The sequence below is a fragment of the Acetatifactor aquisgranensis genome (assembly GCF_943193215.1).
Lineage (GTDB): Bacteria > Bacillota > Clostridia > Lachnospirales > Lachnospiraceae > Acetatifactor > Acetatifactor aquisgranensis.
Genome location: NZ_CALPDH010000015.1, coordinates 126,060 through 147,194 on the forward strand (window position 1 = coordinate 126,060; position 21,135 = coordinate 147,194).

At 45.9% G+C, this 21,135-nt stretch carries 22 protein-coding genes and 2 pseudogenes; 9 read left to right on the forward strand and 15 right to left on the reverse strand.

Annotated features, from left to right (window positions below; all coding sequences use genetic code 11):
- Positions 1 to 71 precede the first annotated feature (71 nt).
- The 7 genes and pseudogenes from NFS35_RS14385 to NFS35_RS29920 all read right to left on the reverse strand — a co-directional run.
- The gene (locus NFS35_RS14385) at positions 72 to 1,634 is read right to left on the reverse strand and encodes a recombinase family protein (protein ID WP_251207815.1); all 1,563 of its coding nucleotides are present in this window, start codon (positions 1,632 to 1,634) and stop codon (positions 72 to 74) included.
- A 1-nt stretch (position 1,635) separates the two neighbouring features.
- On the reverse strand, positions 1,636 to 3,108 hold the full coding sequence (locus NFS35_RS14390) for a recombinase family protein (RefSeq protein ID WP_251207816.1): 1,473 nt from the start codon (positions 3,106 to 3,108) through the stop codon (positions 1,636 to 1,638).
- Between the two features lie 139 nt (positions 3,109 to 3,247).
- The gene (locus NFS35_RS14395) at positions 3,248 to 4,834 is read right to left on the reverse strand and encodes a recombinase family protein (protein ID WP_251207817.1); all 1,587 of its coding nucleotides are present in this window, start codon (positions 4,832 to 4,834) and stop codon (positions 3,248 to 3,250) included.
- Positions 4,819 to 6,363 (reverse strand): recombinase family protein, encoded by a 1,545-nt coding sequence (locus NFS35_RS14400; protein WP_251207818.1) that lies wholly within the window; start codon positions 6,361 to 6,363, stop codon positions 4,819 to 4,821. Before NFS35_RS14400 ends, NFS35_RS14395 begins: the two co-directional genes overlap by 16 nt.
- Before the next feature lie 61 nt (positions 6,364 to 6,424).
- Positions 6,425 to 6,601, reverse strand: coding sequence for an SHOCT domain-containing protein (locus NFS35_RS14405; protein WP_251207819.1), 177 nt, complete (start codon positions 6,599 to 6,601; stop codon positions 6,425 to 6,427).
- A complete protein-coding gene (locus NFS35_RS14410; protein ID WP_251207820.1) occupies positions 6,594 to 7,001 on the reverse strand; it encodes an RNA polymerase subunit sigma-70 in 408 nt (135 codons plus the stop codon). The genes NFS35_RS14405 and NFS35_RS14410 overlap by 8 nt, the downstream gene beginning before the upstream one ends.
- Before the next feature lie 119 nt (positions 7,002 to 7,120).
- Positions 7,121 to 7,545, reverse strand: a pseudogene (locus NFS35_RS29920) (N-acetylmuramoyl-L-alanine amidase); the annotation flags it as partial.
- 621 nt (positions 7,546 to 8,166) lie between these two features.
- Between NFS35_RS29920 and NFS35_RS14420 the strand changes: the two are divergent.
- From NFS35_RS14420 to NFS35_RS14460, 9 genes and pseudogenes are all read left to right on the forward strand, one after another.
- Complete coding sequence (locus NFS35_RS14420; RefSeq protein WP_251207821.1) at positions 8,167 to 9,246, forward strand: ATP-binding cassette domain-containing protein; 1,080 nt, start codon at positions 8,167 to 8,169, stop codon at positions 9,244 to 9,246.
- Positions 9,236 to 10,570 (forward strand): FtsX-like permease family protein, encoded by a 1,335-nt coding sequence (locus NFS35_RS14425; protein ID WP_251207822.1) that lies wholly within the window; start codon positions 9,236 to 9,238, stop codon positions 10,568 to 10,570. Before NFS35_RS14420 ends, NFS35_RS14425 begins: the two co-directional genes overlap by 11 nt.
- Positions 10,571 to 10,604: 34 nt before the next feature.
- Entirely contained in the window at positions 10,605 to 10,775 is a 171-nt protein-coding gene (locus NFS35_RS14430; RefSeq protein WP_251207823.1) for a cysteine-rich KTR domain-containing protein, read from the forward strand.
- Between the two features lie 505 nt (positions 10,776 to 11,280).
- Positions 11,281 to 11,724 (forward strand): sigma factor-like helix-turn-helix DNA-binding protein, encoded by a 444-nt coding sequence (locus NFS35_RS14435; protein ID WP_251207824.1) that lies wholly within the window; start codon positions 11,281 to 11,283, stop codon positions 11,722 to 11,724.
- A gap of 66 nt (positions 11,725 to 11,790) precedes the next feature.
- A complete protein-coding gene (locus NFS35_RS14440; protein ID WP_251207825.1) occupies positions 11,791 to 12,264 on the forward strand; it encodes an RNA polymerase sigma factor in 474 nt (157 codons plus the stop codon).
- Between the two features lie 152 nt (positions 12,265 to 12,416).
- The gene (locus NFS35_RS14445) at positions 12,417 to 13,388 is read left to right on the forward strand and encodes an AAA family ATPase (protein ID WP_251207826.1); all 972 of its coding nucleotides are present in this window, start codon (positions 12,417 to 12,419) and stop codon (positions 13,386 to 13,388) included.
- A gap of 28 nt (positions 13,389 to 13,416) precedes the next feature.
- Positions 13,417 to 13,641 (forward strand): hypothetical protein, encoded by a 225-nt coding sequence (locus tag NFS35_RS14450; protein WP_251207827.1) that lies wholly within the window; start codon positions 13,417 to 13,419, stop codon positions 13,639 to 13,641.
- Between the two features lie 285 nt (positions 13,642 to 13,926).
- Positions 13,927 to 14,633, forward strand: a pseudogene (mobV, locus tag NFS35_RS14455) (MobV family relaxase).
- A gap of 9 nt (positions 14,634 to 14,642) precedes the next feature.
- Entirely contained in the window at positions 14,643 to 15,518 is an 876-nt protein-coding gene (locus tag NFS35_RS14460) for a ParB/RepB/Spo0J family partition protein (RefSeq protein ID WP_330640227.1), read from the forward strand.
- 19 nt (positions 15,519 to 15,537) lie between these two features.
- Here NFS35_RS14460 and NFS35_RS14465 read toward each other — a convergent pair whose 3' ends face one another.
- The 8 genes from NFS35_RS14465 to NFS35_RS14500 all read right to left on the reverse strand — a co-directional run bounded on the left by NFS35_RS14465 (position 15,538) and on the right by NFS35_RS14500 (position 20,965).
- Positions 15,538 to 16,020 (reverse strand): hypothetical protein, encoded by a 483-nt coding sequence (locus NFS35_RS14465; RefSeq protein ID WP_251207828.1) that lies wholly within the window; start codon positions 16,018 to 16,020, stop codon positions 15,538 to 15,540.
- Between the two features lie 40 nt (positions 16,021 to 16,060).
- Complete coding sequence (locus NFS35_RS14470; protein ID WP_251207829.1) at positions 16,061 to 16,450, reverse strand: hypothetical protein; 390 nt, start codon at positions 16,448 to 16,450, stop codon at positions 16,061 to 16,063.
- A gap of 226 nt (positions 16,451 to 16,676) precedes the next feature.
- Positions 16,677 to 17,537 carry a DUF2262 domain-containing protein gene (locus NFS35_RS14475; protein ID WP_251207830.1) on the reverse strand — a complete coding sequence of 287 codons (861 nt, stop codon included), beginning with the start codon at positions 17,535 to 17,537 and terminating at the stop codon, positions 16,677 to 16,679.
- A gap of 100 nt (positions 17,538 to 17,637) precedes the next feature.
- Entirely contained in the window at positions 17,638 to 17,802 is a 165-nt protein-coding gene (locus NFS35_RS14480; RefSeq protein WP_251207831.1) for a hypothetical protein, read from the reverse strand.
- 102 nt (positions 17,803 to 17,904) lie between these two features.
- Positions 17,905 to 18,564, reverse strand: coding sequence for a YwqG family protein (locus tag NFS35_RS14485; RefSeq protein WP_275564689.1), 660 nt, complete (start codon positions 18,562 to 18,564; stop codon positions 17,905 to 17,907).
- 703 nt (positions 18,565 to 19,267) lie between these two features.
- On the reverse strand, positions 19,268 to 19,996 hold the full coding sequence (locus NFS35_RS14490) for a hypothetical protein (protein WP_251207833.1): 729 nt from the start codon (positions 19,994 to 19,996) through the stop codon (positions 19,268 to 19,270).
- A 202-nt stretch (positions 19,997 to 20,198) separates the two neighbouring features.
- Positions 20,199 to 20,477, reverse strand: a complete 279-nt coding sequence (locus NFS35_RS14495) for an SMI1/KNR4 family protein (protein ID WP_251207834.1) — start codon at positions 20,475 to 20,477, stop codon at positions 20,199 to 20,201.
- Between the two features lie 53 nt (positions 20,478 to 20,530).
- Positions 20,531 to 20,965 carry a hypothetical protein gene (locus NFS35_RS14500; RefSeq protein ID WP_251207835.1) on the reverse strand — a complete coding sequence of 145 codons (435 nt, stop codon included), beginning with the start codon at positions 20,963 to 20,965 and terminating at the stop codon, positions 20,531 to 20,533.
- Between the last annotated feature and the right edge of the window lie 170 nt (positions 20,966 to 21,135).

The window sequence follows — 21,135 nt, forward strand, 5'->3', positions numbered from 1 at the left end:
GAAACCTTTGCGTTTCCAAAGGGTTCATGTTAAATAAATGCCAAATCGATGAAAAATGAATGCCACCTCTTTCACTCAGTAAAATTCCATTCAATTTGCACCCGCTTATTCTTATAAAGAATTACCTTCCTGATAAAAGCATCCGCCACCTCCTGTGTCAATGCTTCCAGGCGGGAACAGCGGATAATCTGTTTCATATCCTGCTTATCCCTGTTCATCTCTTCCTTAATCCAGTCGTATTCAGTCTCCGCTTCCTGGTACTTTCCTGACAGTTCTTCCGCCTGCCTGGCCAATCCGTCAGCCCTTTCCCGATACTCCTTTGCATCCATACGGCCCGCAGCGTAATCCTCATAGAGGGCATCCTTTTCTTTCTGTATCGCATGAGACTGTATCCTATACTCTTTTTTCTTTCTCGCAAGCTCCTCCAGGACTTCCTTCCGGAACTGCTCCAGCATTCCCCGTTGCCTGATCCGGTCTCCTCTCCGCATCATTTCCTTGCCCAAAAGAAAAAGCACCGTTTCCTCCAGGATAGAAGCATTGAAATAAGTACAGCAATCCGGTATCTGTAGGATGGAATGTTTCCTGCACCAAAAATGGCATGGGACTTTTCCGTTGGTATGTTTATAGTTTAAGGAATATCCGCACCCGCCGCAATAAATCTTCCCGGTCAGCGGATGCTTCTCCCTTTTCCGTTTTGTAGAATTTCCCGGTGCCGTCTGTGCGGCACGGGCAAAAATTTCCGGTGTCACCAGCGGCTCATGGTGATCCTTGATTACTTTCCAGTTACTTTTGGGAACCGCATTTCCGCTTTTGCTCCCTACAGCTTTACGGACAGTCTTTCCATAAGCCATCTCCCCTAAGTAAAAACGGTTATTCAGTATATTCCGGACTGCGGCCCCGCTCCATGTATGATTCTCTTTCAGGTTAACCCTGCGGGGATCGCGCAGCTGTGTTGCAGTGGGCACTCGTTCCTCAAAAAGTCTTTTTGCAATCTGCCGGGCAGTCATCCCGTCAGCGGCCATGGAGAAGACATAACGGACAATCTCTGCCTCCCTTTCATTGATAACCACTGCGTTTTTTACTTCCTTGTCTTTCTCATACCCTAAAGGAAGCAGCCTGGACACATATTCTCCGGCAGCATATTTGCTTTCAACGGATGACTTTGTTTTCACAGAGATATCCTTGCTGTACAAATCATAGACCAGCGTTTGGAATGCTGTATCGAAAGCAAGCGGCATGCCCTTCTGTTCTCTGCTGTCATAGTTGTCATTTATGGCAATAAAATCCACTCCCATAAAAGGAAACACCTGGTTCAGATAGGTTCCTGCCTCAATATAATTTCTGGAAAAGCGGGAAAGATCTTTTACAAGGATACATCCAATCCGATTCTGCCTGACCGCTTCCAGCATTTTCCGCATCCCCGGACGCTCCATATTGGTGCCGGTGAACCCGTCATCACAAAATTCCAGGACTTCACTGCCCGCCAGTCTATTATCTTTCCTGATGTATTCCTGAAGGTACGTCCTCTGGTGGCTGATGCTCAGGCTTTCTCCCTCTCCCGGACATGTTGATTCAGGCTGTGCATCTTCTGTAGAAATCCGCAGGTATATGGCTGTCTTTCGTTTCTCCCCCACTTCATGCCTCCCCTCTCATGATATCTCTGTAACGGAACACAACCTCCGCCCGTCTCCCCGGGTAGACATAGATTCTCTCAATCAATTCCTCCACCAGCTCCCTGGTCAATTCTTTCTGGCTTTTACATTTTATTAAGGAACGGACAGCCTTCAGATATACTTTGCGTTCTCCATCCAGCCTTTCCGCCTCTTTCCGGCACTGGTCTCTCAGCTTTTCCAGTTCCTGCAGACGTCCCTCTTTCCGGAACCGGTAACAGGCATACTCTTCCCGGGACAGCTTTCCTGTGCAGAATGCCATATATTTTCCTCCCTCCTCTTCCGACAGCGCTGAAATCTGCCCTTCTGTCTTCTTTAACCTTCGTTCCAGCTCTTTCCTCTTCTGCTGAAGCATATCCTCCATTTGTCCGGTAAAACTTTTAGGCTTTTTCAGCCGGGCAGCGAATTCCGTCCTGAGCAGTACAAGGAGGATATCCGACAATTCCGTTTCGTATATATGGTTGGCAACCGGGCATGTTTCCCTCTTGGTTCCTGTGCTGTCCAGACAGAAATAGCAGTCTTTCCTCTCCCGTCTCCCATCCGCATAGTCCCTTACTTGGCTGTGCCGGGTCATTTTCCTGCCGCATACGCCGCAGTACAGGATACTTTGGAACATATTCTCCCCTATGGGGCACCCTTCTGTAGGATGGTTATGGCTGCGTGTCCGTTCCTGTATACAACGGTGTATTTCCTGCGCCTGCCCATAAAGCTCCGGACTCACCAGGGCTTCATGGGTATTTTCTTTCCTGACCCATTCTTCTTCCGGTTTTTGGATATGGCTCTCCGCTTTCCGCGCTGTAAGGGAAGTCCTGCCCTGTACCAGCCTGCCGAGATAAGTCTCGCTTTTCAGGATACCTTCCACTGCGCTCTTATCCCAGCCTTTATATGCCGTTTCGGCCGGACAGCAGACCTCTTTGGTTTTCTTATAAATGGCAGGCGGGTTGATTCTTCGTTTATTCAAGCTATTTGCCACAGCCTGGTAGCTTTCCGTCTCCACAAATTTCCTGTAAATATCACGGACAATCTCCGCAGTATTCCTGTCCGGTTTCAGTTTCCTGACCCGTCCCTCCCTATATGCCTCGTACCCGTAAGGCGGCGGACCCCCCACATAGGAGCCGGCCGCCCTGCGCTGTTCCAGGGACAGCTTGCTCTTGACGGAAGCGTCTTTGGCATACATATCATTTACCAGATTCTTGATTTCCGATACCATCTGCTTTGTGCCATTGCCCTCTTCTCCCGTATCGTACCCATCCGTAACCGCTATGAAACGGACTCCCAAAAACGGGAATATTTTCTCAATATAATTTCCGGCTTCCAGATAGTTCCTGCCAAACCTGGATAAATCTTTCACAACCACACAGTTAATGTCGCCCAGGCGTATATCCTGCATGAGCCTTTTGAATGCGTCACGTTCAAAATTCGTCCCTGTTTTCCCCAAATCTATCTAATAGCCCATTTTGATACAATTTTATTTTCCCTATACTTTTTTATTTTGCCTCCAAAGGGGGTTCAAATGTAAAAAACGCCTTTAAAATAAGAAAACACTCCACATTCCCGTGAAGTGCAATCTGTATTTCCTATTTGGTTTTTACTGGAATCTCCATCCCATTCTTAAAGGTGAACCGCACATCCTCCTTGCCATAGACCGTCACAAAATCCACCATGGCATACCATGCGCCCTCGTCAAAGTAATCCACCTGCTCTGGCAGTCCCCGCAGCACCTCCATGAAGTTCTCCATCATTTTCCGCTGCGCCTGTTTCTCCGTGATGGCTGCCTGCACCTCCTCCAGCCGCGCTTTCGCCGTTTCAAACAGCCCTACCAGTGCATCGTAGCGTTTGGCATATTCGCCCTGGTTCTGTGCAACGCGGGCGTTTTCCCCGATGCATTTCTGTATCAGTTCTGCCGCCACGTTCATCTCCCCGTTAAGCTGCCGTTCCTCCGCCTCCAGTTCCCCGGTTTCAAATGCCGTGTCCCTGATTTCCTCAAAGCCTGCAAGGATGCGGGTCTTCTCCCGGTTGATGGTGTTCAGTGCCTTTATGAAAAGCTGCCGGATGATTTCCTCGTCCAGATGCGGCGTGGTGCATTTCTCCCCGCTGTCAAATTTATGGTTGCACTGCCAGACCACCTTCCGGTATTTATCGTTGGAATGCCAGAGCTTGGAGGCGTACCAGCTCCCGCAGTCCCCGCAGCGGATTTTACTGGAGAAAATGCTCACGCAGCTATTCCGGCCGTTCCCTTTTCCCCGTGACTGCATCAGCACCTGCACGTTGTCGAAAACAGCGGGCGGTATGATGGCTTCGTGGTTTCCTTCCACATAATACTGTGGCACTTCGCCCTCGTTCACTTTTTTCTTTTTAGAGAGGAAATCCACCGTATAAACCTTCTGCAGGAGCGCATCGCCCTTGTACTTCTCGTTTGTGAGGATGGATTCCACCACCGCTTTCCCCCATACCTTTTTGCCGCCCGGCGTTAGTATGCCTCTTTCCGTCAGGATTTTGGCTATCTGGTACGGCGACCTGCCCTGAAGGAAAAGCCCGTAGATTTCCCGCACGATTTTCGCCTGTTCCTCGTTTATGACAAGGTTCCCGTCCTCGCCCCGGTCATAGCCGAGGAAACTTCCAAAAGGTACCGTGACCTTGCCGTCTGCGAACCGCCTCCTCATGCCCCATGTGCAGTTTTCCGAAATGCTCCGGCTCTCCTCCTGCGCCAGCGAGGACATGATGGTGATCAGCAGCTCGCCTTTGGAATCGAATGTCCAGATGTTTTCTTTTTCAAAATAACACTCCGTACCATTGTCCTTCAGCCTGCGGATGGTGGAAAGGCTGTCCACCGTGTTCCTCGCAAACCGGGACACGCTCTTGGTAATGATGAGGTCGATTTTCCCATCCAGGGCATCTTCCACCATTTTATTGAATCCCTCGCGGTGCCGTGTGGAAGTTGCACTGATGCCTTCATCCGAATACAGCCCGACAAACTCCCAATCCTCACAGCTCTGTATGTAGGATGTATAATAATCGCATTGGGCGGCGTAGCTGGTCTGCTGGTCTTCCATGTCGGTGCTGACGCGGGCGTACCCTGCCACCTTCCGCTTTTTCCGGCTGCTGATAGGGTCCGCCGTGAAGCGGTTCCGCGTGGCCGGTATCGTTGTCACATTCCTTGCCATGTCTGCATCCTCCCTTCACGGAAATGGTATTCCAGGCTGCCGTCCTCCAGCGCCACGATGTCCTTTATCTGCCTTTCAAATTCTCCCTCGTCAAATTCCTCCAGCCCAAGGATGCTTGCGGAAATGCGCCGCAGCTTGAAATCCGCATAATTCACATTGTGGCATTCCACATTGCTCCGTTTCTTGCCGATGCAGTACCAGTACACCCATCTGCCACCGGAATTCACTCTGTGGTAGGTGTTCCCACAGATGGCGCACCGTATTTTCCCCTGAAAGCAGTCCGTAACCGTTGCCTCGTGCCATGCCTGGTGCAGCCGCAGGTTCTTCCAAGCCTTTATGCCGCCATCCGAAAGCCGGAACTGCAGGTTGCCGTCTGGCAGGACGGTAATCTCCCTGACCTGTTCCCCGAATGTTTCCTCGTCAAAGGCATCCAGCCCAAGGATCTGCGCCGAAACCGCCTCCAGTTCATCTTCCCCGAAGTTCACGCTGGAGCAGGTCATTCCCGTCTCTTTCTTCCCGCGGCAGATCCAGTGGATATAAGTTTTCCCCTTGACTCTGCCCTTCTTTCTCGTAAACGGATGCCCGCATACCCCGCACTTTATTTTCCCCGTAAATGGATACGTCGGCACAGCCTCCGCCCGTTCTTTCAGGATATCCTGAACCTTTGCAAAAGTGTCCCTGTCAATGATCGGTTCATGGCACTCTGAAATGTAATACTGCGGAAGCTCGCCCCTGTTCTTCACCTTGTTATGCTTGATGGGGTCTGCCACATAGCATTTCTGCAGCCGCCTGTCACCGATATAAATCTCGTTTTTCAAAATGGTGTTCAGATGACTGTAAGTGAAGTCATACCCCCGCCAGGACTTTGCCCCTCGCTTTTTCAACTCTGCAAGGATATCCGACGCCGCCACTCCTGCCGCAGTCTGTGCAAAGATAAATCTCACAACCTCTGCCTCGTCCTCTTTTACTACATACTTCTCTCCATCGTAGCGGTAGCCGAGAACTTTCTTGTTCCTCACGCTGTCGGTTCCGTTCTGGTAGGTTTTGCGAATGCCCCACTTGGAATTCTCCGAAAGCGACCGCACTTCCTCCTGCGCAAAGGACGCAAGGATGGAGAGCATCAGCTCCCCGTCTCCGGAAAAGGAATGGATATTCTCCTTTTCAAACCGCACCTCCACGCCGATTTCCTTCAGATGCCGGACCGTGGAGAGCAGGTCAACCGTGTTCCTCGCAAACCTCGATATGCTCTTGGTCAGGACAATGTTGATTTTCCCTGCCTCGCAGTCCGCAATGAGGCGGCCCCATTCCTCACGTTTTGCCGTCCCGGTGCCGCTGATCCCAAAATCTGCGTACACCCCGGCAAATTCCCATTCCGGGTTCGCCTGTATCAGGTCATTGTAGTAGCTCACCTGCACGGAAAGGGAATGGGCAAGGCGGTCCGTTTCCATAGAAACACGGGCGTAAGCCGCCACCTTCTGCCGCTTTTTCAGAGCCGGTATTTTCGGCTCTATCCTGTTTACTTTAGCCATTTTATCACTTCCTTCCAGGCAGGTTCTTTCTGCCTTTACCATATATCACTCTGAACCGGCTTTATAGCAAGGGTTTTCCGGCCAGTAATGTACCCGAAATCGGGCGGTATATTTCCAGAAGTTTTGTATCAATTATGGCTAATACTTCCTCGTCGATGATGCCTTTTTCGAGCATGGATTTAGCGATGGACATGGAAATGTAATACAGCTTTTCCGCTTCAAATTCTTTCTCATCCATTCCCGCCACCTCCGAACCGGTCGGCTATGTAGCATTCATGGGAGCAGTATTTCCTTTTCTTATTCCCATAGGCAGTGAACGGCTTCCCGCATTTCGCACAGGTAAATTCATAGACCGCCTTCTGCGTAATCCGCTCCGGGTGTTCCGCCCACCATTTCTCCCGGCAGGCTTTACAGCAGAACACCTGCTTTTTCATCTTCGGACGCTGCTTTATCTCCACACCGCATTCGCGGCATCTGTCTTTATTGTCTGTTGCCAGGATGTCCGCAGAAGTGAGGCCGTTCCTGCGGCAGAAGCTCTTGACGGTATCCTTTGGGAGGCCAAGCTCCTTCCCTATGTCCGCATAGCCGCGCCCCATGCTGCGGAAACGGATGATTTTTTCTTTCTGTTCACCTGTCACTGTCAGCACCTCCTCACTATACGGAGATTTGGAGGCCGTTTTGAGGGGGTATTAAAACAAAAAAACAGCCCACAGAACAAAATATGCTCTGCAGGCTGTCCATTATAACTTACATGGTTTTACACTCTTTCTGCAAAATCAAGGCTCACCCATCCGTTGCGTTTGCCCTGGTAGGATTTCAAAAGCCCCCACTTGGATGCCCTTTGCCGTCCGCTTCTTCCACAATCGTAAAGGTGCCGATTCCCGTATATTTCCCGGTCTTTGCATGGTCAGTACCGGATCCTTTCCGGATGTTCAGGTCAGGGATGGATACCCGCACCAGATACGGCTTGAACGCTGCCGTCCTGGTGTACACCACCTTCCCGGATTCATCAAACACGGAATGCCCCGGATTCTCATCCGCACATTTCTTTGCGTTATCCAGCGACTTGAACGCCCCTTTCTGCGAAGAAGCGTCCGCCCACGACTTCCGGACGCGGTACCATGCTTCTGCAGGCTTGGATGTGCCGCCTGCCATGCCGAGGATGCCTTTCAGTAGCCCGATGGTAATCCAGTTTTGCAAATCCCAGATCCTCGAACGGGGCTTCCTTCAGCCAGAGCATGGCCGCATCAATCGGCATTTTCCCGTCTGCTACCTGCTCAAGCAGCAGACGCAATTCATTTCTTTCCATTACGATTTCCTCCCTTCCATGTCCAGTAAGCCTTTGATGACAGATTGGCGGTTGACCGTCTTCACACACATCCAGATATAATTCCTGCAGTCCGGTTGGAAATCTTTTTACAGAATTTCCCGCTGAAATAATGGTTTCATGATTACCTGACATAAATATTCTCCTCGCTGATTGTCATTCCTGCTCTCCATATCCGCTGATAATCTGTTCTCCCTCCCGGTTGTCGGGGATATTGTCAATCGCATCTTGTCGGGAGACTATTATTAAGTTTGCTTAGTTGATAGAGTTTGTTTGAAGATTTATAATTAATATATAGGTAGCTTGCAATCTTGGGGGAAGGGCAAGTTCTGGACAAATTCTTGAAATTATCAGATTGCAGCATGCTATACTTTTGGTAGAATCCTATAAAAAGCATTTTTTTTACTTCTCTACCGTTGGTAGGTGTTCATTTTATGCTGAATTTGTATAATAAATTGTTGGAAGGAGGATTTGTAATGAATCAAATAAAGATAGGTGCATTCATTTCTGATTGCCGTAAGGCAAAAGGATGGACACAGAATCAACTGGGGGAAAAATTGGGAATTACAGATAAAGCCGTATCAAAATGGGAAACAGGTAGGTCTATGCCAGACTTATCTTTGTTTATGCCTTTATGCAATCTTTTGGAGATTACATTAAATGAATTATTAGCAGGAGAACATATTTCAGAAGAAAATCTGAAAGAAAAAACAGAGGAGATACTTTTGGAAGTCATCACAAATTGGCTAGGGAATGACAAATGGGAATTAAGAGAGGACGGCATTGAAGCTAAGAATGTATTAGAAGTGCGGGATGTTTCAAAAGTTTATAATACAGAAAATACATCGACTTTAGCCGTAGATAATGTCAGCTTTCAAATTCCGTATGGGAGTTTTGTAGGTATTATGGGAGCATCTGGTTCTGGAAAAACAACTCTGCTAAATCTAATTGCAACGATAGATACTCCGACAAATGGAACGATAGAAATTAATGGACAGGATATTGTAGATTTATCTGAAATAGATAAAGCAAAGTTTCGGAGGGAACATTTGGGGTTTGTTTTTCAAGAATATAATTTACTTGAAACATTGACAATTTATGAAAATATCGCTTTAGCTTTGACAGTAAAGGAAATCCCAAAGAATAAGATTAAACAAATTGTCCTTAATTTATCGGAAAGACTTGATATATCCGCTATATTGAATAAATTTCCTTATGAGGTATCGGGTGGTCAAAGACAACGATGTGCCTGTGCAAGGGCAGTTTCAGTAAATCCAGACATAATACTTGCAGATGAGCCAACAGGAGCTTTAGATTCCAATGCTGCCAAACAACTCTTGGATACTTTTACTATGCTCCGTAATGATTATGGGGCAACAATTTTAATGGTTACACATGATGTCCTGTCAGCCAGTTACTGCGACCAAATATTGTTTATGAAAGATGGAAAGATAAAAACAGTGCTGAATCGGAAGCAAGAAAGCAAGCAAGCTTTTTTCACAAGTATTTTAGAAAAAATGGCATGGATTGCGGGGGATGAAAATAATGTACTTTAAACTATCAATTCGTAATGCAAAGCGTTCTATCGTAAATTATCTTTTATATATTACGACAATGACAATTTTATTATCAATTATGGAAGTATCCAACTGTATTGCCATTGTAGGGAAACAAGTTGGTTTCCAAACAATTTCTTTACCGATTTTAATAACTTTACTTTTGGTAATATTGGTCGGATACATTGATTCCTTCATGTTGAAACAACGAGCAAAAGAGTTTGCCAACTACTTACTGTTGGGAATGGAAAAAAGAAAATTGTCTTTTATGTTTCTGTGTGAATTTCTAATAATAGGGATTGCTTGCTTTATAGCAGGGGTGTTGATTGGATTTGGTATATATGCCGCACTTTGTATCGCAGTGTTGCATAAAGAAAATGAAATGAATATATCACTTTTTGGATGGAGTATTTTACAGACATTTTTCTATTTTTGTTTGGTTGAATGTCTTGGCGCATTTCGTAAAAAGCATATTATTGACAAATTGCAAATAAGGGAATTGATTTGCGAAAAAGACCGTAATCAAAAAATCAGTAACAGTAATACCTATAAGAAATGGGGAATCGTCTTTATTATTGATTTAGTATGCTTAATAGGACTTTTATGTGCGATAGTTTTTTTGCCCAAATATATTGCTTTTCCAATTTTATCTATTATTGCAATTCCTTTATTGAGTTCTATTTTTATTTTTTACAAATGGTTATTTGGGTATTTATATGCAATAAGGCAGGAACAGCCCAATTCTCTATATCATAAAAATCGGCTTTATATGATTGGGCAAATAACATCAAGTTTAAAAACAAGTGCTGTTATTAATATTATTTTGTGTATATGCTTATTGTTTTCAGCGATGTCTTTCTCTTGCGGGGTAATTATGCTTCAACCGAGTGTTAATTTATTTAATACAGATAGCCAACAATGGATGGGAGTTTTGCAAATAAGCCTTTGTCTTATTTTTATTGTTATATATTTTTCAGTTTTGTCTTTGCAGCAGATTGTAGAATTAAAACGGGAATCAAAAGGCATTAAGGTATTGTCTTATATTGGGAAAAGCAATAAACAAATAAAGGAATTAGTAAAAAAACAGATTGCAGGCAAATTGCTTATGCCGATGTTTATGACACTTTTGGTTTTGCTTTTCAGTATTCCATTGGTAAATCTGAAATTAAATTTGCTATTGCCTATTGTCATGCACAATATTCTTTTGAGGGCTGCTTTCTGTTTTGCGATATGTTTCCTGTTTTTTTATGTTTGCTATTTTTTTGTGGTGTATACCATAAGCAAACAATATGTGGGGATTGCTAATTATAGAAAGCCCTGTTGAAAAAATACAGTTTTTTATAAAGGAGTTTGAAGAGATGAAAAATAGATGGATTATGTGCCCTTGTTGTAAAGGTAAAACCCGAATAAAAATAAGAGAAGATACAGAATTATATAAATTTCCGCTTTTTTGTCCAAAATGTAAGCGGGCGCAGATTATCAATGTTCAGCAGTTAAAAGTAACAGTTATCACAGAGCCAGACGCATAGACGCAGAGCCGATGAACTTGTGCAATAAAATCACAGTTTGTTGGCTCTATTTTGTTTCATAAGGTTTTAAGGCAAACGCCCACCAAATAAAAAAACGAGGTTCGGTGGGCGGTATTGCTATGCCCGAAAAGACTTAACAGACACTCTCCAGACCTGTTTTTAAAGTTTGGAGGGTTTTTTAATGTCCTTTTTTCGGGCAGTAATCTATCTGCTCAAGCAACGCAGATTTGACCTATACATAGCACATCGGGGAATGGCAGGAAGCCAGTTAAAAAAATCCCTGCTTATGCGAGGCTACTTCTCACCATGAAACCAGAAGTAGAATCTGCACTTAACAGAATATGTATCTCCTATAACCGTAGAGGTCACAGAGCCTTTGCGGTTTTTCTTTTGTCGTTTTTTATCGGAATGTGCCGCAGGGCTGTTCCCGCTGTTGGCTGTCGTTCGCCGCCTTTCTAATCTGGATTTTTACATTTTCAAAAATTCGGATTGGAGGAAATAAGGAATGGCATATAACCACGGACGCGAGGACAAGAAATGGCACATCTGGAAAGAAGCCGAGGAAAAAGTGCTGCGTGAGCATGGCGTTGATGAAGCGGGCATTGAACAAATCCGTATGGAGGACAGGGCGGACTTTAATTCCAACAGGCGGTTTTACCGATGGACGAGCGACTTCGGCGAATACCTTGAGGGAGTGGCGGACGCTGAACAGCAGGCAGAGCCGAATAGCGTTGCGGACTTGCTGGACGAGATTGAGGACGAGAAACTGTATCAGTCACTTCTTACGGTGGACAAGCATACCCTGCTCATTCTCCTGCTGAAAATGCAGGGATATTCCACAAAGGAGATTGCGGCGGTGGCAGGGCTTACCGAGAGGGCGGTCTACAAACGCCTTGAACGGCTCCGTAAAAAATTGAAGCCTATTTTTTATCCTTTCGGGGAAATTTAACCATTTCCACGGGCTATTGGGTGGGAGGGCAATCCTCCCGCTCAATTTTTTTCGGGAGGAAAGGAAATGGCATACGGGGCAAAGACATACACGCTTCGGGAGGAATCCACGGAAAGCGGCAAATGGTATTTTATCAGCTTTAAGGACGGGCAGGGGGAACACCACGAACTGGAAGTATCCGAGCAGTTATTCATTGAATTTCGGCAGATGGAGCGCAGGAACAGAAACCTTCAGCAATGGAACCAGCGGCACAGGGAGTTTAACGGGGTATGGGATGAAACGCTTTACAGACGTGCTTTGCGAGTGCCTAAGAGCCTTGATGAAAGAATGATTGAGAAAGAACGGAATGAACTGTTTTACAAAGCGGTTGCCCGACTGCCAGAGATACAAAGGCGGCGTTTTCTGCTCTATTACGAGTATGATTTTAATTTTTACCAAATCGGCGAGATGGAGCATTGCACCGCTTCCGCTGTCCAGAAATCTGTTTCGGTTGCAAGGGAGAAAGTCAAGGAAGAAATGAGGAAGTATCTCCAATCTTAACGATTACTGCCCGAAAAAGGAATCCACTTTTTATCGGTGTGGGGATGGCGGCATTACATACTCTCACTCTTTTCCGTGGGAGTAAATCTATTTTAAGGAGGTCACGCCTATGTGTAATAAAACCAAAGACACCGCCCGAAAGGAGGAATCCCATGCAGAAGCTTCAGACAGTGGGCGCCGACACGCTCCTCTATGAGCCGCTTGAGAAGCCGTCCTTTGTGGTGGACGGTCTGATACCCACGGGCTTAACCCTGTTCTGCGGCTCACAGAAAATCGGCAAGAGCTGGCTTATGTTAAAGCTATGCCTCTGCGTGTCGCAGGGAATCCCCTTGTGGGATATGCCGACACAGGAGGGCGACGTGCTTTACCTCTGTTTGGAGGATACCTTCTGCCGCATCCAAGACAGGCTGTTCCGTTTGACGGACGAAGCGAGTGGGCGGCTCCATTTTGCGGTAGCGAGCGATAAGCTGTCAGACGGTCTTATCGTGCAGTTGGAGGATTATCTGAAAGAATACCCCGACAGCAGGCTCATTGTCATTGATACCTTGCAGAAAGTACGCACCGCATCCAAAGACAACGCCTACGCAAGTGACTATGGGGACATCTCCCTTATCAAAGACTTTGCAGACAGGCATTCATTAGCGGTCATCGTCGTACACCACATCCGAAAGCAGAATGACAGCGACGTGTTCAACAAAGTGTCTGGCACGACGGGATTGATGGGGAGTGCGGACGCAACCTTTGTAGAACAGGAAAGCCGTGCATCCAATGCCGCAAAGCTGTATGTGACGGGCAGGGACACGCCCTATCAGGAGTTTACGCTCCGTTTCCGTGATTGCAGTTGGGAACTGGTGGAGAGGAAAGAGCAGGAACAGCTTGCCAAAGAAGCGATACCAGACGTCCTTTTTCGGATTGTAAATTTCATGCAGGACAAAGGGAAATGGACTGGCACTGCCACAGAGTTATTGGACGCTTTGGGGAAAACAGAGACAGCGGCAAATGTCTTGACAAAGTGGATGAATGAGTACCGCCTTGACTTCCTGCTTGAAAACCATATCCGTTATGATTTCAGCCGCAGGAGCAGCGGGCGGATGATTTCCCTTGCTGTTGCCACCGACATTTAAACCTATGTGACATCGGCGGCTCTGCCCTATGCGTGACGGTCATGACGATGATGACGGTGATTTTGGGATACCCCCTGCCATCGTCACCGTCATAGCGGATGTATGTAAAATTGGCAGTTATGCCCTGCGGGTGACAGCGGTGACGGTGATGACGGCAATATTTGGATACCCCCGCCGCTGTCATCCCTGCGGGAGAACACCCCGTAAACGCAAAGTGCAGGCGTGGGCATTACTCGCCTTTTTCGGCTCGTAAAGCCACCCCTGCTGTCAGAAAAATCTCCCGATTTTTCCGACTGCGTTTACAGGGTGTAACACACTACACTTTGCCCTGCAAAGTCGTGTGCCAGACGTTCCCTCTGGACTCCCTTAAAGCAGGGCTTACGCCCTGCCCCATCCTGCGCCTTACGGCTTCGGATGGAAGAATGCCGGCGTGACAGTGACGGTTATGACTGGCGATAGGGGGTATCCCAAAATCACCGTCATCATCGTCATGACCGTCACGCATACAGATTACCCGCCGAAGAAAGGAAGATTGACTATGCCCTATGCAATCCTGCGTTTCCAGAAACGCAAGGCAGGCGGCGTTGCGGCTTGTGAACGCCACAACGAACGGAAGAAAGAAGCCTATAAAAGCAACCCAGACATTGACGTGGGACGCTCCAAAGATAACTACCATCTTGTGAAGCCGCCCCGTTACACCTATAAGAAAGAGATAAACCAAATGGTAAAAGAAGCGGGCTGTAAAGTAAGAAAAGACAGCGTGATGATGGTGGAGACGCTCATCACCGCTTCGCCCGAATTTATGAACAGCTTGCCGCCCGAAGAACAAAAAGCCTATTTCCAGACGGCTCTTGACTTCATTTCGGAGCGTGTGGGAAAGCAGAATATCCTCTCCGCAGTCGTCCACATGGACGAGAGGACGCCCCATATGCACCTATGCTTTGTGCCGCTTACGTCCGACAACAAGCTGTCAGCATTCCAGACGTGGAGAAATTCTCTAAGGAAATCGGGAAACAGCAAGTGTATATCGACAGCTTGAAAGAGAGAATCGGGCAGGAATCCGAGTATGCGGGGCGTATGCGTGATGAAAAGTACGAGCAGGAATTAAAGGTACAGAAATCTAACCAGAGGATATTTGAGTTGCAGAAAACCAACGAGCAGATGGGGCGGCTGCTCTCCAAAATCCCGCCAGAAATATTGGAAAAATTGCAGAAAAGCAATCGGAACAGAGCGAAAGAAAGGTAGGAATGTGTAATGAAGAAACAGGATTTTAAGGTATTAAAGACCGCAGATTTATATCCGTTTCCCGATAACCCGTTTCATGTGGTGGAGGATGAAATGCTGTCAGAGTTATCGGAAAGCATTAAGGAGTTTGGAATTGTAACGCCGATAATTACACGCCCGAAAGAGGACGGGAATGGATATGAAATCATTGCAGGACAGCGGCGTGTCCGTGCTTCCGAGCTTGCAGGGATAAACACAATCCCCGCTTTTGTCCTGTCCTTAGACCGTGACCGAGCCATCATCACACTTGTAGACAGCAATCTCCAAAGAGAAAATATTCTGCCGAGCGAGCGGGCATTCGCCTACAAGATGAAATCCGAAGCCATGAAGCGGCAGGGTTTCCGCACAGATTTAACCTCGTCACAAGTTGGGACAAAGTTGCGGACGGACGATAAAGTGGCGCAGGGCTTCGGCGTGGGCAGGATGACCGTGCAGAGGTTTATCCGTTTGACGGAACTGATACCGCAGATTTTGCAGATGGTGGACGAGGGGAAAATCGCCCTTACTCCTGCGGTGGAGCTGTCCTTTTTGAAGAAAGGCGAGCAGAAAAATCTAGCGCTCCGCGTAATTTGGCATGCAGTCTCCAGACATTCTCTCGCCCTCGCCACATCATGCTCATGCAGCGCCAGCATATACGCGACCAGCGCAAGGTCCGGTTTCGGGTATTTTCTTGCGAGGTACATCTGGGCTTTTGGGATTGTATACTCCAAAATCTGCTTATTTTGGTACCAGAGGCCGACCAGCAGAATTCTTCCTTCTCTTACCAAAGGATGGGCGCCTTTGCTGTCTTTAATCAGTTTTTCAAAAGGTTCATCCTTGGGGAAAATATGCTCAAAACTGTCATGATCTCCCAAAAATAAGCATATTAACATACCTCTTTCCGTAAAAATTCAGAGTCAAATGCGTTATTACAACATCTGCATTGGGCAGAATAAACCATTAAGCGTTCCGCCATCTGATTGATAAAATCCATACGTTCTTCTACTGTTTCCCCGCAATACGGACATGTCCTGCAGTTTTCTTTCTTTTTTCTCTCATGGTGATTGCAGACAGACTCACTTCTAAAATCTGTATATGTAAATCCTCTCTGGTACATATGAAACGCCTTTCGGAACAGATATTTTTCAAAGCTTTCTGTAACATAGACGCCTCCCCAGTCTGTGACCATTGGATTATCCTCTGTATTGGATAATTTCATATAAAAGCAGGCATCCGCCCAATGATCAGAAAACTGAAAAAGACCTTTTTCTAAATCCTCGCATTTGCCAGGCAGCAATTCTAAAACCGTACCAATATCCACCTCACCATCCCCTTCATCCTCCAGCAAACCGCCGTCATTCTGCCCCATTCTTCTTATACTGCATAACGCTGAATACTGCCTAATGTAATCATGCGATTGAACCAGTCAGCGTTATGCAGTCTGGTTTCACGGCAAGTGAAATCGTTATGCAGTATAAATAATAGAGATAGGCAGTTGGTACCGTATAGTGGCATTCTGCAAAAATATCCTGTAACTGCCGAATCTGTTCTTCTGTTGCAGGTACGCAGCGTGTTACCCATTCCGGATCAAAACCGGATATGCTGCTGCATAACCGCTCCATCATGGTATCCAGCGTTCCTTCCTGAAATTCTGCCATTTCAAATCCCATCACAAAATCGTTTTCATCGATTCGCTGCTTTATCGTTCCAATCGGCAAAGAATGATCGAATTTTCTGATAATCCTTATATACTTTGCTATGGAATGGTCTTTTTTAATTTTTATCTGAATGAAATCCATTTCAATATTCCTCCTGATTCGCCAAAATGTTAAAATCGAAAGCTGTTCTCACCGGCAAAAAGGCGTAGGTTATTCTTCATGAGAGCGGGGTATCCCTTGTGTCGAAATCCGTCACTTCCTCACATGTCCAGTCGGAATTGTCGGAATTTGCTTGGCAGGTCAGGCAGACAGCCACCTCACGATATCCTTACTGAACCGTGCGCGCGGCTCTTTTGCATACTGTGAACTACCCGGCGATATGGGCGTCCTCCATCCCGCCGTCCACGCTGCCGCTTACAATAATCACATGGTCCCCGAACATATCGTCATCATCATAGTAGACTTCATAATCGCCTTCTGCGTCTATGCTGAATTCACTGATTGCGATCCGCCCGGCGAAGGATTCTTCCGTGATTGCGGCTAAGGCTTCGCCGTCCTCGTCATCGTATCCTTCGTCCTGCCAGTCGTTGGCAAGTTCTGTCAGCTTTTCGGAAGCAAATGCACGGAATTTCTGATCCCATTCCTTGAGATTTGCGTAAATATTCTTAAACTGCGCCAGTGCCCGGTCTGCTGTCGTTCCATTTTCCTCATCGCATTCAAGGGTCACATGACAGTCCTCTCCCAGCCAGTCAACGGTACCCGCAAACCAGTTGAAATGCCGCTCCAACGTAAAGGTTCCGCAGTCTCCGTCCTCAATAACAACAACCTCTTTATATTTTTCCAATAGCTTTGACAATGCCGGATTCTCTACCCCTCGTTCCACGACTTCCGTCAGCATAAAATGATTGAAGAAGCGGGGCTGCGCATTCTTCATCACCTTTTCCGGCTTAATTTTACGGCATTTGATATGATAAATGGTCAGGTCTTTGAGATGATAAATCCATCCATCTTTGTCCTCCTCACGCGCAAGCCAGCTTAAGTAGCCCTCGCTTTCCACCGTTTCTCCAGTCTCCAGATCCACATAACCTAAAATATCTGCACTTGGAGACCAGAGGCCCTTTGCGACGCTGCCCGCACCCCCAACATATTCCCCGGTCAAAACAAGCAACTCCCGCATCTGCTCCTCGTAGCGCTTTTCGTATTTGCTCTTTTCTTTTTCATAATTCATTATGTAAACCCACCTTCCTATTGTTCTGAATTTTATCAGTCCCATGTACCTTTTTGTCTGCCCTGTCGTATCTATATGCGGTATCTGTTTCAGAAAAGACTCATAGGATCTCATCACCTTCTTCTTCGCTGCACGGATTGACCCTCTCGTGAAAGGTCTCCATGATTTCATCAAGAACCTCAATACTCTGTGCGGTGTAATCCAGCATGGCATGATGCTCCTTTGCATAATCTGAAATCTGCTGTTCCATTTCTTCAAAATTCACTTGAATCCTCCTTTGAAATTTCTGATAATCATGTTCCATACACATACGCAAACCCAGAACAAAATCCACGCTTTTCTTGCAAACGGTTAAAAGCCTCCCTCTTTAACAGCACTGCCAGTCATAATGTACCTTGGTGAAATTTCCTGTCAGCAGATCTCGGCGAGATATGATAAATGTACAGTTACCGCTATCGCCAAACATCAATCCGCTTGTATCATCCACATCCAGTTGAAGAAGCAGTATGTATTCCGAACTATCCTTATAATATGCAGGAGCCCTTTGGACAAAATACGGATAACCTCCTACTCGGCTTCCACTGGCGCAGCAAAGCTCAAAAAGAGCCTTTTCTTCCTTTTTCGATATATTCTGAAATTTATCCTGAAATTCCGGACATTCTGTTCCTATAAATATCTCTTCCTGCTTAAAAGTTATCTTGCAGTTGTCGCTAAAAGGCAAATCTTCTGCATAATCATCACTGTATGGATTTTCATTGACAAGCGCTGTTTCATCCGTCTTATATTCGGAGATGTGCTTTACAACACATCCTCCATACAATCCATAGGAGCCGTCATTTTCTACATAAAACTGAAGCAGTCCCTCATGTGGAAATTCCGGCAGAGGCGGCATCTCGGCAAGGTTGATCCGTGCAAGGAACATCATCGGTCCGCCATCTGTCCCCTTGGGATATTGTTCTATATCTTCCAAATAAGGACATCCGCCCAGCTTACTTTCCCATGGTTTTGTATCCTCCAAGGTGAACATAATCTGATTCGACAGTCCTACTATAACCAATTGATAAAATGCTATGATTCATAATTCCCACTCCAAAGTATGGAGCTGTTCAGTTCTTAAACCGTTTTAATAAGAGTTCCATATCCTGAATTCCCATTCATATGCCAACGGATTCTCATAAAAATGCCTTAAATCTTTTTCATCAGGAATATATTCCTTATATAAAAAACAAGCATCCAAAACTTTATTTTCATCGTTGATTTCATCAAGCGTTGCAATCAGGTCATGCAGTTTATGCGCATTCAGCAGATTCGCTTTTTCATATGCGTTTCTATCGTGCGGGGGCATCCATCCCGTCTCAAGCGTCAGATTCCGAAAGGATTTGTCCTCCGGAAAACAGCAGCAATTTACCACATGCGCATAAACGGCTCGCAGCGCTGATGGCGGAATGGGGATAAACAGATCGGAATCTGTATAATCTGCTCCTCCATGGCTGCCGCATATTTCAATCATCCTGATTCTCACATCACATTCCGGGCTTCCGCACCACCAGCATATGTCAAAAAAACCTGTATCATCCTCTGTGCCGTAATCATCGCTATCGCCGCGGGAGATAACCCATCCTGTTCTCTTTTCCCTGATTCTTGCCTGAATATACAGATCATGTCCTAAATCTATTTCTCCTCCCGGCTTTTGTTTATAACCACCTGCTTCCTATACTGTTCCATCATTTCTAATCCAGCCAGCAGCAAAGCTGTTTCAACCGCGCCAGGTCGTCTATGCCTTCCAAGGAAACAAATCTGCTTTCTACCACTTCCAACACCCGCAGCAGGGGCATCGCTCTTAAGAAAGTCATATCCTGATATTCCGCGCTGTAAAGCCGCAGCACCTCCAGCCCGGTAAACAAGCCGATATCCTGCTGAATGCCCCGATCTGTCCGCCGCTGCCATTCCTCGTAAGCATCGTCGTCGCTAAATTTCTCTCGATATGTCTCGCACAGGATGGTTTTCTCGAAAGATTCCCATTTCTTCTTAGGACTTTCCCAATCCTCTGCTTCTTCCTCTTCATCATCTTCTTCCTCTTCCGCTTTTTCATATTGCTCTTTAAATTCTTTCCATATATCATATGGCGGAAGCTGAAAAAAACGCTCCCCTGTATCCGAATCTATGTAATCGAAGGGATCTTCCTTCGCATAGTCTATGTAAAGCTGGATGAATGTGCTTGTCACATTAGCTCCGCCGCCCATTGCCCACTCGTCTCCGCCATCTGTGGTGCAGAAGGGTTCCGGCGGCGTTGCCGTACTTATTTCAATCGTGTATTCGCCGCCAAAGTCACAATCACCGATACGCATATACCTGATTCTCTCCATGTCGCTTTCGCAAATATCCTCTTTCTGCAGGAACTTTTTTACTGCGTCCCCAATCCATTTCTGTGTAAATTCAATTTTCTTTTCCTCATTCATTTCTATACCTCCAGTATAAATTCCAGACAATCTTCATTATAAATGTCCTTTGTGCAGACAAGCCGCAGAAAATCATAAAAATCTTTGCACAATATACAGCTGGACAAATAATCGCGGACTTCTTCATAATCAGACACGTCTACACCATCGACAATGCTCATATCATAGACAGCTTCATGGTAAATATGAACCACTTCCCCTGTCACCAAGTCCAGAAAAACAAAGTTTCATAACAGCAGGCATAGTCGCCGCAAAAAGATGCCGATACCATGATACATTTTGGCAACTGATAACTCTGTAAAAAATCAATATAAGGTTTCGGAAGCTCATAGCCCAATTCTGTTTCTATCATCTTAATATCTGTTTCTGTAAACTCAGCTTTTTGCAACGGCTTAGAAAATAAATCGCGATAGTTTTCCTGAAGTCTGTCTAAGTACGTAACCGCCTTTCCATTCGTTTCTTTCTCTCTGTTGATAAGCATTTTACCACTCCTCTTTCCTTAAAAATTCATTCCCTCCGGAACTGATTGCTTCGTTACATATATGCTGCTTCTAATTCGTCTTTTAAAATCCGGGCTGTCCCATTATGGTATATAATGAGTGTATTAGGGTGGTGTGCGCAATACTCTTTAATGGCGAGACCTTTTTTTGAACTCTGTATACCGGATTTACCGCAGTAAGGGCAAATTCCAGCACAGAAAAGCCTGTAATCATGCCCCAGGCATATTGCATTTATTCTTTTATCAAAATATCCTGCCTGTCCATTATAAAATTCTTCTGCTGTCAATGGGGCAATTACTAATTGTTTCTTCTTTGATGAATAGACGCTGCTGCAAAAACAGCTTACCATATCTGTATCCGCGGTTTCCGCCGCATAGTCAAATGTGTTATTACAACATCTGCACTGGGCAGAATAAACCATTAAGAGTTCAGCCGCTGATTTTACGATTTTCCTTTGTTTATTATCCATCTTTTCTATCTATGCAACCTCAAAACTTACTTATTGTACCAAGCCGCTTACGCGGCGGCAAGTTCTAAAAATAGTTTCTCCTAAATCCTCAAGAAAGTAGCAGTTTTTGAAGATATGTTGTATTGTTAAGTTACCACACCAAACAACGACATAACAACAAAAACTGCTAT

Bases quoted from the DNA above. Each gene is read 5' to 3' on its own strand.
- NFS35_RS14485 (WP_275564689.1), bottom strand. From the start codon at position 18,564: ATGTTCACCTTGGAGGATACAAAACCATGGGAAAGTAAGCTGGGCGGA.
- NFS35_RS14450 (WP_251207827.1), top strand. From the start codon at position 13,417: ATGCGTGACGGTCATGACGATGATGACGGTGATTTTGGGATACCCCCT.
- NFS35_RS14475 (WP_251207830.1), bottom strand. From the start codon at position 17,537: ATGAATTATGAAAAAGAAAAGAGCAAATACGAAAAGCGCTACGAGGAG.
- NFS35_RS14490 (WP_251207833.1), bottom strand. From the start codon at position 19,996: ATGAATGAGGAAAAGAAAATTGAATTTACACAGAAATGGATTGGGGAC.
- NFS35_RS14405 (WP_251207819.1), bottom strand. From the start codon at position 6,601: ATGGATGAGAAAGAATTTGAAGCGGAAAAGCTGTATTACATTTCCATG.
- NFS35_RS14500 (WP_251207835.1), bottom strand. From the start codon at position 20,965: ATGGATAATAAACAAAGGAAAATCGTAAAATCAGCGGCTGAACTCTTA.
- NFS35_RS14395 (WP_251207817.1), bottom strand. From the start codon at position 4,834: ATGGCAAGGAATGTGACAACGATACCGGCCACGCGGAACCGCTTCACG.
- NFS35_RS14430 (WP_251207823.1), top strand. From the start codon at position 10,605: ATGAAAAATAGATGGATTATGTGCCCTTGTTGTAAAGGTAAAACCCGA.
- NFS35_RS14460 (WP_330640227.1), top strand. From the start codon at position 14,643: ATGAAGAAACAGGATTTTAAGGTATTAAAGACCGCAGATTTATATCCG.
- NFS35_RS14435 (WP_251207824.1), top strand. From the start codon at position 11,281: ATGGCATATAACCACGGACGCGAGGACAAGAAATGGCACATCTGGAAA.
- NFS35_RS14420 (WP_251207821.1), top strand. From the start codon at position 8,167: ATGAATCAAATAAAGATAGGTGCATTCATTTCTGATTGCCGTAAGGCA.
- NFS35_RS14465 (WP_251207828.1), bottom strand. From the start codon at position 16,020: ATGGGGCAGAATGACGGCGGTTTGCTGGAGGATGAAGGGGATGGTGAG.
- NFS35_RS14425 (WP_251207822.1), top strand. From the start codon at position 9,236: ATGTACTTTAAACTATCAATTCGTAATGCAAAGCGTTCTATCGTAAAT.
- NFS35_RS14470 (WP_251207829.1), bottom strand. From the start codon at position 16,450: ATGGATTTCATTCAGATAAAAATTAAAAAAGACCATTCCATAGCAAAG.
- NFS35_RS14440 (WP_251207825.1), top strand. From the start codon at position 11,791: ATGGCATACGGGGCAAAGACATACACGCTTCGGGAGGAATCCACGGAA.
- NFS35_RS14495 (WP_251207834.1), bottom strand. From the start codon at position 20,477: ATGCTTATCAACAGAGAGAAAGAAACGAATGGAAAGGCGGTTACGTAC.
- NFS35_RS14400 (WP_251207818.1), bottom strand. From the start codon at position 6,363: ATGGCTAAAGTAAACAGGATAGAGCCGAAAATACCGGCTCTGAAAAAG.
- NFS35_RS14445 (WP_251207826.1), top strand. From the start codon at position 12,417: ATGCAGAAGCTTCAGACAGTGGGCGCCGACACGCTCCTCTATGAGCCG.